Source organism: Streptomyces sp. CA-294286, assembly GCF_050947155.1.
Classification (GTDB): domain Bacteria; phylum Actinomycetota; class Actinomycetes; order Streptomycetales; family Streptomycetaceae; genus Streptomyces.
On record NZ_CP192005.1, the window covers coordinates 6,272,217 to 6,285,165 of the forward strand.

12 protein-coding genes are annotated in these 12,949 nt (G+C 69.5%); 9 read left to right on the forward strand and 3 right to left on the reverse strand.

From position 1 onward, the window contains the following. Window positions 1–11: 11 nt before the first annotated feature. Window positions 12–545, reverse strand: a complete 534-nt coding sequence (locus ACQPZG_RS32450) for an EF-hand domain-containing protein (protein ID WP_433549255.1) — start codon at window positions 543–545, stop codon at window positions 12–14. A 520-nt stretch (window positions 546–1,065) separates the two neighbouring features. On the opposite strand from ACQPZG_RS32450, the gene ACQPZG_RS32455 reads away from it, so the two are divergent. The 4 genes from ACQPZG_RS32455 (at window position 1,066) to ACQPZG_RS32470 (ending at window position 5,362) form a co-directional block, all read left to right on the forward strand. After that, window positions 1,066–1,821, forward strand: coding sequence for a (5-formylfuran-3-yl)methyl phosphate synthase (locus ACQPZG_RS32455; protein WP_433549256.1), 756 nt, complete (start codon window positions 1,066–1,068; stop codon window positions 1,819–1,821). A gap of 8 nt (window positions 1,822–1,829) precedes the next feature. Beyond that, window positions 1,830–3,284: an aldehyde dehydrogenase family protein gene (locus ACQPZG_RS32460; protein ID WP_433549257.1), complete on the forward strand. Its 1,455-nt coding sequence runs from the start codon at window positions 1,830–1,832 to the stop codon at window positions 3,282–3,284. Further along, window positions 3,281–4,381, forward strand: a complete 1,101-nt coding sequence (locus ACQPZG_RS32465) for an NAD(P)-dependent alcohol dehydrogenase (protein WP_433549258.1) — start codon at window positions 3,281–3,283, stop codon at window positions 4,379–4,381. The genes ACQPZG_RS32460 and ACQPZG_RS32465 overlap by 4 nt, the downstream gene beginning before the upstream one ends. Window positions 4,382–4,453: 72 nt before the next feature. Further along, window positions 4,454–5,362, forward strand: coding sequence for a class I SAM-dependent methyltransferase (locus tag ACQPZG_RS32470; RefSeq protein ID WP_433549259.1), 909 nt, complete (start codon window positions 4,454–4,456; stop codon window positions 5,360–5,362). 506 nt (window positions 5,363–5,868) lie between these two features. Here the strand turns inward: ACQPZG_RS32470 and ACQPZG_RS32475 are convergent. Continuing rightward, on the reverse strand, window positions 5,869–6,279 hold the full coding sequence (locus ACQPZG_RS32475; RefSeq protein WP_433549260.1) for a RidA family protein: 411 nt from the start codon (window positions 6,277–6,279) through the stop codon (window positions 5,869–5,871). A 77-nt stretch (window positions 6,280–6,356) separates the two neighbouring features. Between ACQPZG_RS32475 and ACQPZG_RS32480 the strand changes: the two genes are divergently transcribed. From ACQPZG_RS32480 to ACQPZG_RS32495, 4 genes are all read left to right on the forward strand, one after another. Continuing rightward, entirely contained in the window at window positions 6,357–6,731 is a 375-nt protein-coding gene (locus ACQPZG_RS32480; RefSeq protein ID WP_433549261.1) for a winged helix-turn-helix transcriptional regulator, read from the forward strand. Window positions 6,732–7,109: 378 nt separating this feature from the next. After that, window positions 7,110–8,347, forward strand: a protein-coding gene (locus ACQPZG_RS32485; RefSeq protein WP_433546531.1) for an IS3 family transposase whose coding sequence is annotated in 2 segments (ribosomal slippage) — window positions 7,110–7,433 and window positions 7,436–8,347 — 1,236 coding nt in all. Because the reading frame shifts where the segments join, the coding sequence is not laid out codon by codon here. Between the two features lie 65 nt (window positions 8,348–8,412). Continuing rightward, window positions 8,413–8,937 (forward strand): VOC family protein, encoded by a 525-nt coding sequence (locus ACQPZG_RS32490; RefSeq protein ID WP_433549633.1) that lies wholly within the window; start codon window positions 8,413–8,415, stop codon window positions 8,935–8,937. A 492-nt stretch (window positions 8,938–9,429) separates the two neighbouring features. Then, window positions 9,430–9,633 carry a hypothetical protein gene (locus ACQPZG_RS32495; RefSeq protein WP_433549262.1) on the forward strand — a complete coding sequence of 68 codons (204 nt, stop codon included), beginning with the start codon at window positions 9,430–9,432 and terminating at the stop codon, window positions 9,631–9,633. 907 nt (window positions 9,634–10,540) lie between these two features. On the opposite strand, the gene ACQPZG_RS32500 is transcribed toward ACQPZG_RS32495, so the two are convergent. Next, window positions 10,541–11,380: a PRC and DUF2382 domain-containing protein gene (locus ACQPZG_RS32500; protein ID WP_433549263.1), complete on the reverse strand. Its 840-nt coding sequence runs from the start codon at window positions 11,378–11,380 to the stop codon at window positions 10,541–10,543. A gap of 463 nt (window positions 11,381–11,843) precedes the next feature. On the opposite strand from ACQPZG_RS32500, the gene ACQPZG_RS32505 reads away from it, so the two are divergent. Beyond that, on the forward strand, window positions 11,844–12,608 hold the full coding sequence (locus tag ACQPZG_RS32505) for an SDR family oxidoreductase (protein WP_433549264.1): 765 nt from the start codon (window positions 11,844–11,846) through the stop codon (window positions 12,606–12,608). Window positions 12,609–12,949: the final 341 nt, after the last annotated feature.

Sequence of the window (12,949 nt, forward strand, 5' to 3'; positions counted from 1 at the left end):
CCCCGCCCGGGTCAGCTTGCCGCGGAACCCGCCAGCAGGTCCGCGGGGATGCCGCCCTTGTCGGGGGCGTAGAAGTTCCTGATCTCGGCCTCCCAAGCCTCTACGGCGATCCGGTCGGCGTCATCGGGCCCGAGGGCCTCGAAGAGGGCGTCGATGTTCGGCAACTCGAAGCCGACGCCGCGCAGCATGCCGGTGAAGTCCGGACGGGCGACCCTGCCGCTGCCGTCGGTGTCTCCCATGCGCGCGAAGGAAGCCGCGAACTCGCCGATCGCCCCGTCGAACCGCTCCGGCGACAAGACGCACGCCCGGTACTCGTCGTAGGTGATCCGTCCGTCACGGTCGGCGTCGAGTTCACCGGCCAGGGTGTTCCAGTAGCGGGTGAAACCGGCGCGCATGGCGTTCTTGCGGGCCTCGTCGGCATCGGGCACAGCCGCAGCGACCCTACTGCTCATCAGGTCGAAGTCGTCTCGTTCCAGGACCCCGTTGCCGTCGGCGTCGAACAGGGTGAAAACGACCTTCACACGGTTCACTGCTTCGTCACGCATGAATTCATACCTTTCGTCAGGTCGGTCAGAGGTCGGAACGGCGTGTGCCGTGCCACCCGAGCCGGGCCGAGGACATGCCGGTGAGCCACTGGCAGGCGGCGGCCGTCGTGCGGGGCGGAATTCCCGTCTACGGGGATCCACCGCCGGGCCGCCGCGCTGTCACTATGCGTGTTGGTGTCGTCGAAGTCCCAGAATGCGACCGGCTGATCAGCAGAAAGAGTGAACACGGGCCGCTTTGGCGGACCGGGCCGTGGGCGGCACCCTCGGTGCCCTGTCACGGGCCGTGAGGTGCGGCCGTGCACAGGTCGTGGGGCGCGGGGGCGGGGACGGGGACGGGGCGTGGGGAGGACCGGAGTGCACGGCGCACTGGGAAGGCGCGCAGCACTCCGTTCGGTCTTTGCGCGCCCTACCGGTGCTCACGGACGGCCCGCACGATGAGCACATCGCAAGATGCCCAAGTGACTCCGCACACCGCACTCGACCTCTCCGGCGAGTGGCTGTGCGGAGGAAGGAGTGCGCGTTGTTGCTTCTCATCTCCCCGGACGGCGTCGAGGAAGCGCTCGACTGCGTGAAGGCGGCGCAGCATCTCGACATCGTGGACGTCAAGAAACCCGACGAGGGCTCGCTCGGTGCGAACTTCCCCTGGGTCATCCGGGAGATCCGCGAGGCCGTTCCCGCGGACAAACCGGTGTCGGCCACGGTGGGAGACGTGCCGTACAAGCCCGGCACCGTGGCCCAGGCGGCACTCGGCGCGGTGGTCTCCGGAGCCACGTACATCAAGGTCGGCCTGTACGGATGCGCGACCCCCGACCAGGCCGTCGACGTCATGCGCGGGGTCGTGCGAGCGGTGAAGGACCACCGGCCGGACGCCTTCGTCGTCGCCTCCGGTTACGCCGACGCGCACCGCATCGGCTGCGTCAACCCGCTCGCCCTGCCCGACATCGCCCGGCGCTCCGGCTCGGACGCGGCCATGCTCGACACCGCGGTCAAGGACGGGACACGGCTGTTCGACCACCTGTCGCCGGAAACCTGTGAGGAGTTCGTGCGGCGCGCTCACGACGCCGGCCTGCTCGCCGCTCTCGCGGGCAGCGTGCGGGTGGAGGACCTCGGTGCGCTGACCAGGATCGGCACGGACATCGTGGGGGTGCGTGGGGCCGTCTGCGAGGGCGGCGACCGTAACGCGGGAAGGATCCGACCGCAGTTGGTGGCCGCCTTCCGGGCCGAGATGGACCGGCACGCCGCAGAACACACCGCCGCCGTCACCGCTGCCGGGTGAACGCCCGGATGGCCGCACGGCAACCCGGGCACATCCCGGGCCTCCCGGCCGCGCCGTGTTCCCCGGAGGGACGTCTCCCCGGGTCGGCGCTCGCCGTTCTCGACCCGGCGACCGGGGAGGCCTTCGACGAGGTCGCCGACCAGCAACCGCACGAACTGGACGCCGTCGTCGCCAGGGCCCGCACGGCATGGCGCCACTGGCGTACCGACCCCGACGCCCGTACCACCGCACTGCGCGCGGCAGCCGACGCCGTGGAGGCCGCCGCAGCCGACCTCGCCCCCCTGCTCACGCGTGAACAGGGCAAACCCCTGGCCGAGTCGCAACACGAGGTCGCCCGAACCGCGGCCCGCCTGCGGTACTTCGCCGAGCCGCCCCCGCCCCCGCAGCCCATCGAGGACGGCCGACCGGTACGCAGCGAGATCCGCTGGCGCTCCCTGGGGCCCGTCGCGGCGATCGTTCCGTGGAACTTCCCCCTCCAGCTCGCGTCCGCGAAGTTCGCGCCCGCGCTCGCCGCCGGCAACACGGTGGTGCTCAAGCCCTCGCCCCACACACCCCTGGCCACCGGGTTGCTGGGTTCCGTCCTGGCCGCCGCCCTGCCCGAGGGCGTCCTGACGATCGTCACCGGAGGGGAACCCCTCGGCGCCCGTCTCGCCGCGCACCCGGGCATCCGCCACGTGACCTTCACCGGTTCGATACCCACCGGCCGGGCCGTCGCGCGCAGCGCAGCCGACTCACTCGCCCGCGTCACCCTGGAACTGGGAGGCAATGACGCCGCCGTCCTGCTGGACGACGTGGAAGTGGAGGAGATCGCGGACCGGTTGTTCTGGTCGGCCTTCCGCAACTGCGGGCAGGTCTGCATGGCTGTCAAACGCGTCTACGCCCCGGCCCGGCTCTACTCCGACGTGGTCGAGGCGCTCGCCCAGCGCGCGAAGGCCACGGTCGTCGGAGCGGGCCTCGACGCGGGCACGCAGCTCGGGCCGGTCAACAACGCCTCCCAACTGGCCCGGGTCGAGGGCTTCACGTCACGCGCCCTGGCGGACGGCGCCCGCGCCGCGGCAGGGGGCCGCCGTCTGGACCGGCCGGGCTACTTCTACGCCCCGACGATCCTCGCGGACGTTCCCGCCCACAGCCCGGTGGTGACGGAGGAGCAGTTCGGCCCCGTGCTGCCCGTGCTGCCCTACCGCGCACTCGACGAAGCCCTGGACGCGGCCAACGACACCGGCTTCGGGCTGGGCGGTTCGGTCTGGGGAACCGACCTGGATCGGGCGGAGGAGGCGGCCGGGCGACTGGAGTGCGGAACGGCCTGGATCAATCACCACGCCGAACTGTCGCTCGCCCAGCCCTTCGCCGGAACCAAGGACAGCGGAGTGGGGATCGCCGGCGGCCCCTGGGGCCTCTACGGCAACCTCCGGCCCTTCGTCGTGCACCGCCCGCCGGAGGAACGACAGGAGGGACGGCGGTGAGATTCGGCGCGGCCGTACTGCGGTCGTACGACGGCCCGTTCACCGTCGAGGACGTGCTGCACACGGGACCGGCCGAAGGCGAGGTCCTGGTCAGGATCGCGGGCTGCGGAATGTGCCGCACCGACCTCGCGGTGCGGCACTCGGCCGGGCGCTCACCCCTGCCGGCGGTGCTGGGCCACGAGGGCGCAGGAACCGTGGTGCAGACGGGCGGTCCGCGCACCGGCCTCAGCAACGGCGACCACGTCGTACTGAGCTTCGACTCCTGCGGCCGCTGCCGCAGTTGCCTGCGAGCAGCGCCCGCCTACTGCGACTCCTTCGCCCCGCTCAACCTCTTCGGCGGTCGTACCGAGAACCCGGTACGGTTCACCGACCCGGCCGGCGCCGCCCTGGCTCCCCGCTGGTTCGGCCAGTCCTCGTTCGCCGCCTACGCCGTGGTCCTGGCCCGCAACGCGGTACGGGTCGACCCCTCCCTCCCCGTCGCCCTGCTCGGCCCGCTCGGCTGCGGATTCCTCACCGGCGCGGGAGCGGTTCTCCACACCTTCGGCGCCGGACCCGGCGACACCCTCGCGGTGTTCGGCGCGGGAGCGGTGGGCCTGGCCGCGGTGATGGCGGCCACCGCCTCCGGAGCGGTCACGGTGGCTGTCGACCGGCACCCCGAGCGCCTGGCCCTGGCCGAGCGCTTCGGCGCGACCGCGCTGCACGCCGCGGCATCCGACCTGCCGGGCCGTGTCCGGCGATTGACCGACGGCGGTGCCTGCTACGCACTGGACACCACGGCCTCCGCCCCGCTGATCAACGACGCGCTCCAGTCCCTGCGTCCGACCGGCCACCTGGGGCTCGTGGCACGGCTGCACACCGCCCTGCCCCTTGAACCGGGAGCGCTGGACCGGGGCAGGACTCTTTCCCACCTCTGTGAGGGAGACGCGGTGCCAGGACTGCTGATCCCGCGCCTCACCGCACTGTGGCAGGCCGGACGCTTCCCGTTCGACCAGTTGATCCGCACGTATCCGCTCGCCGACATCAACGAGGCCGAAAGGGACTGCGAAGCAGGCCGCGTGGTCAAACCGGTCCTCATCCCGCCGCACGGAGACGGGTGACGAGGCGGCTGCGGTCCAGCCCCCCGGCCCCACGACTGCCCGAGCTCGGCCCTACTCGCCAACGGAGGAAACGTGGTCGGCACAACCCCCCGCGACATCGGTGTGGAAGGCGTGGAAGACGGCGTGGGAGCGACCGCCCTCCTGGTGGCCGCGGCGCGGGCCATTGAGACCCACCGGCCCGACTCCCTGGCCAGGGACCCCTACGCGGAGCACTTCGTACGCGCCGCCCCGGCTTCCGCCGGATGGCCGGTGCGTCCGCACCAGGTACGGGACGGGGACGCGAACCCGTTGTGGGGCCGATTCGCCCGCTACTTCGGCCTGCGGACCAGGGTTCTCGACGACTTCCTCCTGCACGCGGTGCACACCGACGGCAGCCGTCAAGTGGTACTGCTCGGGGCGGGACTGGACTCCCGGGCCTTCCGGCTCGACTGGCCCGGGGCAAGCGTGATCTTCGAGGTCGACCGGGCGGGGGTGCTGGCTTTCAAGCACCAGGTGCTCGACGGGCTTTCGGCCGTCCCCAGGGCGACACGGGTACCCGTCGCGACCGATCTCCGTGACGACTGGGCCGCAGCTCTCACCGACGCCGGATTCGACCCGGCCGCACCGAGCGTCTGGCTGGCCGAGGGGTTGCTGTTCTACCTGCCGCCCGCCGCGGAGACGTCCCTCATCGGCACGGTGGACCGGCTGACGCCCGAAGGCAGCGCCCTGGCGTTCGAGGTCAAACTGGAGAAGGACCTGCTGGCATACCGCGACAGCCCCCTCTACACCGCTACGGCTCAGCAGATCGGCATCGACCTGCTCACCCTGTTCGACCTCGCAACGCGCCCCGACTCCGTGGGCCACCTCACCAGCCGGGGCTGGTCCGCGTCGGTCCACCTCCCCTACGACTTCACCCGGCGGCACGGCCGCGGCCCCCTGCCCGAAAAGAACGACGCCCTGGAGGGCAACCGATGGGTGTTCGCACACAAACGCCGACCATGACGATGCCACCGGACGCCGCGCCGCCGACGCTGTTGCCGAATGACTCCTGCCGGCCTGCCCTCCCGGTCCTCACCGGGAGGGACACACTTTCGACGCAGCGAGTGCACGTCGGCCGGTCGTCCCGCCGCGCTCACCCCAGGATCTGACGGTGGGCTGCGACCCATCGCGCGCGTTCCGCCCGAGTCAGCGCTGACGAGCGCGAAGTCGGGCTCCGGCAAGAGCTCTGTCAGCAATCTGCACCTGCGCGTCGGAAGAGCCGACCGCGAGCCCGACCACCGCACGACTGCCACGGAATCGCCTCTCCGGCGGCGAAAAGCGAAGCGTCGGCGCGACCTCGCGCCGACCTCCCTCTCGCGGTCCGGACCGAACGTCCTCGAAGGGTCCCCACCGGCGTGGTCCAGGAGGGGCGTGGCGACACCTGGGAGAACACGGGAGGGCTGAACCAGCAAGCCGTCACAGTGCTGGTCGTCACGCACTGCCTCGAAGGTGCGAGGGGCAGTGGAACATCAGTCGAGCAGTGCGGTTGCTTCGACCTCGACGAGCACGTCCGGCTCGAAGAGGTGGTCGACCCCGATCAAGGACGCCGGCGGCATGGGAGACGGAAGCCCGATCTCCTCGGCAACGGTTTCCACACCGGCCATGAACCCACCGATCTTGTCCGGGCTCCACGCCGTCACATAGAACGTCAGGCGCAGCACGTCCGCGAAGGACGCGCCCGCGCCCGTCAACCCGACGTAAGTGTTATGCAGGGCCTGGGCGACCTGCCCGCCCAGATCGCCGGGTGCCACGGCAGTTCCGTCGGCCCGGCGCGCGAACTGCCCACTGACGTGGATGTGCTTGCTGCCTGTACCGACGGCCACGTGGTGGTAGGGGACCGGCTGGAGCATGCCTTCGGGCGTGAAGTGCTGAACAGTCATGGGTGTTTCTCCTCTGGACTCGGTATCCGTAAGCTACCTAGTAGTGAAAAGGCACTTCAACGAGACCAGGTTTCGCCATGGATACCAACGACGAGTTCCGCATCGATGCTCCGCACCGTGAACTGCTCGACCAGGTCCTCGACAAGTGGTCACTCAGCGTCCTCAACGAGCTCTGCGAGCGTCCGTGCCGCTTCAACCAACTACGTCGAGCCATCCCCGAAGTCACCCAGAAGTCGCTGACCGCGACACTCCGGCGCCTGGAGCGAAACGGCGTGATCGCGCGCGAGGTCGTCTCCACCCGCCCCGTGGCGGTCAGATATCGCATCACGCCACTCGGCAAGACTCTCCGGCCCCCCATCGACGTGCTGCTGGCCTGGGCCTCCGAGAACCTCTCCGCCATCACCCGCGCGCGCGAAGCCTTCGACGCAGCCGACGAAGGAACGGCCCTCTGACCCCTCTCCCACGTCGGCAACCGTGTCCGCGCTCACGCTCCTCCATGGGAAGCAGACCGGCCGCCCGCGACCCGTCGGCCATTGCGCCGGACCGGGCGGGCGGTGGCCGGGTCCCTCGTCAGCGTCTGCGACTGCACCCCGCAAGCCCGGCGACATCCCCCGGGGCATGCCGTTGACAGAAGGGACACTGTCATTCCGGCGCCGAAGGCCACCACCCCCGCGTGCAGGACCACGAAGAACCCAACACGAAGGGGATATAGGTCCGATCTTGACCTAACCGGGATTTAGGGTCGTGACATCGCGCAGGGGGCCTCCCCCTGAGTGGTGGACACGCTGATACTGGATCTGCTTGATCCGGAGGAAGCGAGAAGACCGCCGATGGCGATGAAGGACTACTCGGACGAGTTCAAGGCCGATGCCGTGGCCCTGTACGGGTCCACACCCGGGGCGACCTACAAGAGCATCGCCGCTGACCTGGGAGTTAACCGGGCGACCCTGCGTGAGTGGGTGCTGCGGGACCGCGAACGCCGTAGCGTCAGCGCCGCGGCTGCGAAGCCGGCCGCCCCACGTCGCGAGGCGGTACCGTCCGCTGATCCGGACGAGCGGGTCCGTCAACTGGAGGCCCGGGTGGCAGAACTCGAGGCGAGTGAGCGCAAGCTCGCCACCGAGCGGGACATCCTCCGCAAGGCGGCCAAGTATTTCGCCGGAGAGACGAACTGGTGAGGAGCCGCTTCCAGTTCGTTGACGACCACCGGGACACCTACGAGGTGAAGCGGCTCTGCCACGTCCTGGAGGTGAACCGGTCCAGCTACTACAAGTGGCTCGCCGGCGCCGAGGCCAGGGCCGCCCGGCAGCACAAGGACCGGGTCCTGGCCGAGGAGATCCGCGAGGTCCACGGCGAGTCCGGCGGCGCCTACGGCTCTCCGCGAGTGACCGCCGAGCTCCGCGAGAAAGGGCGGCGGGTCAACGAAAAGCGGGTCGCCCGGATCATGCGGAGGTTCTCCATCACCGGAATCCGCCTGCGCAGACGCGTCCGCACCACCGTCGCGGACCCAGCAGCCTCACCGGTTCCGGACCTGTTCCAGCGGGACTTCACCGCCGCCGAGCCGGGGCGCAAGTACATGGGCGACATCACGTATCTCCCGCTGGCCGGCGGGGAGTTCCTCTACCTCGCTACGGTGCTGGACTGCTTCAGCCGCAAGGTCGTCGGCTGGTCCATCGCCGACCACATGCGCACCGACCTGGTCGCCGACGCACTGCGGATGGCGGCCTCGACCCGTGGCAGCCTGGACGGCGCCGTGTTCCACTCCGACCACGGGGCCCAATACGGATCCCGGGCCTTCGTCGGCCTCTGCGACCAGCTCGGAGTCACCCGGTCGATGGGCGCGGTCGGCACCAGCGCCGACAACGCGGCCTGCGAAAGCTTCCACGCGTCCCTGAAGCGCGAGACCCTCCAGGGCGCCCACGACTACGGTGACGCCGGCACCTGCAGAAGAACGGTATTTGCCTGGCTGACCCGCTACAACACCCGCCGTCGGCACTCCGCCAACGACCACCTCAGCCCCAACGAATACGAACGCCGACACCACACCGCTAAACTCACGCTCGCCGCGTGATCAATAACCGCGTGCCCACCTTCATGGGGGAAGGCCCCAGGACCGCACGAGGGGATGGGAAACCGATGAAGCACACTGCACCCGAGGGTTACACCAGCGTTGCGCCGTGGGTGGTCACCGACGACACCGGTGCGTTGCTCGACTTCGTTACGGCCGTGTTCGACGGGGAGGAAATCGCGCGCGTTCCGGTCGAGGACGGCACCATCGGCCACGGTGAGATCCGTGTCGGCGACACGGTGGTGCTGGCCTTCGACCGTCGGCCCGACTGGCCGGTGATGCCCTCGCTGCTGCGGATCTACGTGCCGGACGCGGATGCCGCGATGTCCGCAGCCGTCGCGCACGGGGCGCAGGTCGTCACCGAGACCTCGGACAGCGCGTGGGGGGATCGCGGTGGGCGGGTGCGGGATCCGTTCGGCAACATCTGGTGGGTGGTGAGCCGGGTCGAGGACGTCGCACCGGACCGGGCCGAGGAGCGTATGTTCGAGCCGGAGTACGCCAAGGCGATGCGTACGGCGCAGGAAACGCTGGATGCCGCGCTGAGTGGCCGGGAATCAGGGGTGGCGAGCGCCCCGCAGCGCCCGGCCGTCTGAGCCTTGCCGGTCGGGTGGTGCTGCGGGCTCGGGTATGTCTGCGCAACGACGACGCTCTTGTGCACGGTTCCCCGGCGAACTCAGCCGTGTCTGCCAGGAGCTTCGTGGTTGCCCACCCCCCGGCCGGGGGAGGGGCGGAAGTGCATGAGTCAGTTCGGGGGGTCGGGGCGCAGCGGTTGCTTGCGGGCGGCGGCACGGGGTCTGCCCCGCCTTACGAAGCAGACTGGACGACACGACCTGCGCCGTCCCCTTCCCACGGATTCTCCCGCATCTGGTGACGACCCTCGCGGGAAGTGCCGAGGCGCGCTCCCTGGGTGACCTTGTGGGGCGTGCTGGCCCCGTTCCGGCAGGACGGACTGGGCGGCGATGCGGTGACCCGGTGGGGAGTCGCCTCGGGGCTGGAGCGGTGTGGCTTGATCCACGTTGACGGACATCCGAAATCAGGGCTTCAGCCCCGGGAAGATGTCCACATGGAGGCGGGAGGATGTCCACATGGAGGGCATGGGGAAGAAGATGCCCCGCCCCCGTCCATCGTTCACGCCGGAGATCGTCGAGCTGTGCCGATGGGGTGACCGCTCGGTCGGTCGGATCGCCAAGAACTTCGGTCTGTCCGATACCGCGGTGCGTGACACCAGCCAGCAATTCGACGCACTGGTAGACCAGTTGGAGTTGTGCCTATCGGTCGGCCGCACCTGACTGTGCTGGGACAACGCACTCGCCGAGTCGCTCTTCGCCACCACCACCAAGCGGGAGTTGCTCGACACCATCTCCTGGCCCGGCCGGGCTGCCGCCCGCACGGCGGTCTTCGATGTCATCGAGGGTCGGTCCAACGTGCACCGTCTGCACAGCAACCTCAGCCATCGCAGTCCCGCCGCATACGAGACCGCACTCGCAGCCTTTGGCACAGTCGTGCACGTTCAGCACCGAGCGCTCCGTCTCCTCCGGAGCCGCGGGTCCCCGCCTGCCAGGCACTTCCGCCCCAAGGCGTGCGGCGGACCGCGGGACGCCCATCGACAACGCCCTTGTGCGGGCTTGGCGACAACACAGGCGCGACCTTCTCCAGGCTGCCGCAACCGACCGCCGCGCCTCCGGCCAGAGCGATCCAGCCTCGGCCGGGTTCGACGCCACGTAGATCCGTCGGCCGGCAGGGTCTGTTGCCCCCATTGTCCTGCGTGGGGAGGGGCTGCAGGAGCCCGTCACGGGCAACTCACGGGCAGCGAACCGTTCCCCGTAACCGGGGGCTCGTGAGTCCTGCTGACGGTTGCGTGACACGGGTGCCTGCCCAGGGGTGAGCCAGAACTGATGTCCGGCGGGGTGCGCGGGCTACCTCCTACGAGGGTGCACTGTCAGGCGGCCGAGTAAACAGCCGAACGAGGGTTCCGCTCGTGTGGCCATCGACGTGGTGGCTCGACTGCTATCCGTTCGTGTGCTTCTGATCCGAAGGCCGTCGTTGGCGACCTGCCCGCCCCTCGGCCGGGCTTCCCCGGGCCGTGAAAGGCCGAGGCGCGAGCCCTCGGGCAGCAGGCGCAGCACCGAGGGCTCGCGGAAGCGGGTCTCTGACATGTGTCAGGTCCTGCTCGCGTGCAGGAGTTGAGGTCTGCTCTCAGTGGCTGGGCCCGCGACGCCCGCGTCCGTCCCGTCTGGCGTCCTTGGCGTGCCGGTCCGTGGTGCCGTCGTCGTACTGGATCTGCTCCTTGCGGACGGTGCCGGTGACCTCTTGCTGCTCGGTCACCTTGTCCGTCTCCAGCCGTACCCGCTCGACGGGTACCTTCGCCTTCGACGTCACCGGCCGTTCGGCGTGCAGGAGGACTTCCGTCTCCTCCTCGCCGATGTCGGCGCGCACTGTGTCCCCGGGCTTGATCGGCTCGCGTACGACCCGTACTTCCTCGTGGCTGACCGGCACGGTGGTGGCGACCTCCTCGGTGACCACGATCTTCTTCAGCCGCGCCGTACCGGTGAGGACCTCCTCGGTGCCCACCCGCAACTGCTCCTCGGAGCGCACCAGTCCGTGGTCCTGGTCCCTGTCGGCTGTCCGGCCGGACTCCGAGGCGGCGGTGCCGCGCTCAGCCGACCGGTCGTGAGGGGCGGTCCCGGCCCTGCCGAGTCCGCCGGCCGGGCCGGCGGACCGGGTGTCCGTCAGGCCGTAGTGCCGGAACAGGGTTGTTTCCTCTTCCACGTCCAGGTGGCCGTCCACGTCCACGCGGGGAGCGTCCTTGACGGTGTCCTTGGCGTACGGGATCCGCAGGTCGTCGCCCTCGACGCGGGCACCTTCCAGAGGGACGAAGGTCTCCTTGGTGCCGAAGAGACCGGTCTTGACGGTGACCCATTCAGGCCGGCCGGTGGTGTCGTCGCGATAGAGCTGGCCGATCCGGCCGATCTTCTCGCCTGCCTTGTCGTGCACCGTCAGCTCGAAAAGCCGGTCGGCGTTGAGGAAATCGCTCACCAGAACCTCCGGAACCGGCAGCACGGCCGGGGACCTCGATGCCCCGCACGGACCGACTGCCACTCCCCACAACGCCCCCTCTGTCCCCTGCAGGCAATCGGAACCGCCCCCGGCCACCACGGATCACGGGGCGCTGAACCGGTAACGGCAACGAACGGGGCGTCCCTAGCGAGACCGAACGATCTTCCTCCAGCCGGGTGATCCTGACGCCACGCGGCGGAAGAGTTCGTCTGACGGCACCGTCCGATTCCTGGCACCGGGCATCAGGGGGACGGCTCGACCGGCGTACGCCCCTGAGGGACCTCGGCGCGGGGAAACCGCTGGAGACGCGGCTCCCACGTGATCGATGGCCCGCCCGCCTGGACATGCGCATGCTCCGGTGCGGTGGTCCCGTAGACGTGACACCGCAAGGCGGGGCGCACCGTCGTGCGGTCCCCGTTCCCGCTTCCCGAAAGAGGCATTCATGGTGAGTACCACGGACAAGACGCTCAGCGGCAAGGTCGCTTTCGTCGGTGGCGCGTCCCGCAATCTCGGAGGGCTTATCAGCAGCACCCTCGGAACTGAAGGCGCCCTGGTCGCCGTGCACTACAACAGCGACTCCTCCCGGGCCAAGGCCGAGCACGTCGTCACACAGATCAACCAGGGGGCGGGAGAGGCGTTCGCCATTCAAGGCGACCTGACGAAGGTGGCCGAGGTGGAGCGGGTCCTCGATGAAGTCGTCAAGCGGTTCGGGAAGCTCGACTACAGCATCAACACCGCAGGCATGGTGCTGAAGAAGCCGCTGACCGAGATTTCGGAGGAGGAGTACGACCGCATGTTCGCGGTCAATTCCAAGGCTGCTTTCTTCGTCATGCGTGAGGCCGCGCGTCGGATGGAGGACGGTGGCAAGATCATCACGATCGTCACCTCACTGCTCGCGGCATACACCGGCCTGTACTCCACGTATGCGGGCAGCAAAGCACCGGTCGAGCACTTCACCCGCGCCCTGTCGAAGGAACTGTTCGGCCGCAACATCTCGGTCAACGCCCTTGCTCCGGGTCCGATGGACACCTCGTTCTTCTACCCGGCCGAGGACGAGGACTCCATCGCTTACCACAAGTCCTCCGCGATGAACGGCGACCTCACCAAGATCGAGGACATCGTGCCATGGGTACGGCATCTGCTGACCGAGGGCTGGTGGGCCAACGGCCAGACGATCTTCCTCAACGGCGGCTACACCACCCGCTGACCCGCCCGGAGCGGACGGAACGGCATCCGGTTCGGCGACCCCGTCAACCTGCGGCTTGCTGTCCGCTCCACGACGGCTTCCACGGCACTGCGGTGTCCTGGGCCTCGATGTCGTCCTCGCCCCTCTCCTCCTGCCACCGCATCCGCGGAGGTAGACCGCATCCACACGGTCGAGCGGCACGAGGTTCCAGCCCCCGGCATGAGCCCCGAACCGTCGACGCCGTCCGGTGACGGACAGCCGCCACAGTGCCTGCAACCCCGCCGAAAGCTCACGCCAAGAGCTTCTGCCAGAGCTACGATCTCGTCGGCACAAGCGCCGCGTACGACGGCGGGACGTACGCG

What these genes read in the sequence shown, in the direction of transcription:
- ACQPZG_RS32450 (WP_433549255.1), bottom strand. Translation starts at nt 545, where the DNA reads ATGCGTGACGAAGCAGTGAACCGTGTGAAGGTCGTTTTCACCCTGTTC.
- ACQPZG_RS32460 (WP_433549257.1), top strand. Translation starts at nt 1,830, where the DNA reads ATGGCCGCACGGCAACCCGGGCACATCCCGGGCCTCCCGGCCGCGCCG.
- ACQPZG_RS32475 (WP_433549260.1), bottom strand. Translation starts at nt 6,279, where the DNA reads ATGACTGTTCAGCACTTCACGCCCGAAGGCATGCTCCAGCCGGTCCCC.
- ACQPZG_RS32480 (WP_433549261.1), top strand. Translation starts at nt 6,357, where the DNA reads ATGGATACCAACGACGAGTTCCGCATCGATGCTCCGCACCGTGAACTG.
- ACQPZG_RS32490 (WP_433549633.1), top strand. Translation starts at nt 8,413, where the DNA reads ATGAAGCACACTGCACCCGAGGGTTACACCAGCGTTGCGCCGTGGGTG.
- ACQPZG_RS32495 (WP_433549262.1), top strand. Translation starts at nt 9,430, where the DNA reads ATGGAGGGCATGGGGAAGAAGATGCCCCGCCCCCGTCCATCGTTCACG.
- ACQPZG_RS32505 (WP_433549264.1), top strand. Translation starts at nt 11,844, where the DNA reads ATGGTGAGTACCACGGACAAGACGCTCAGCGGCAAGGTCGCTTTCGTC.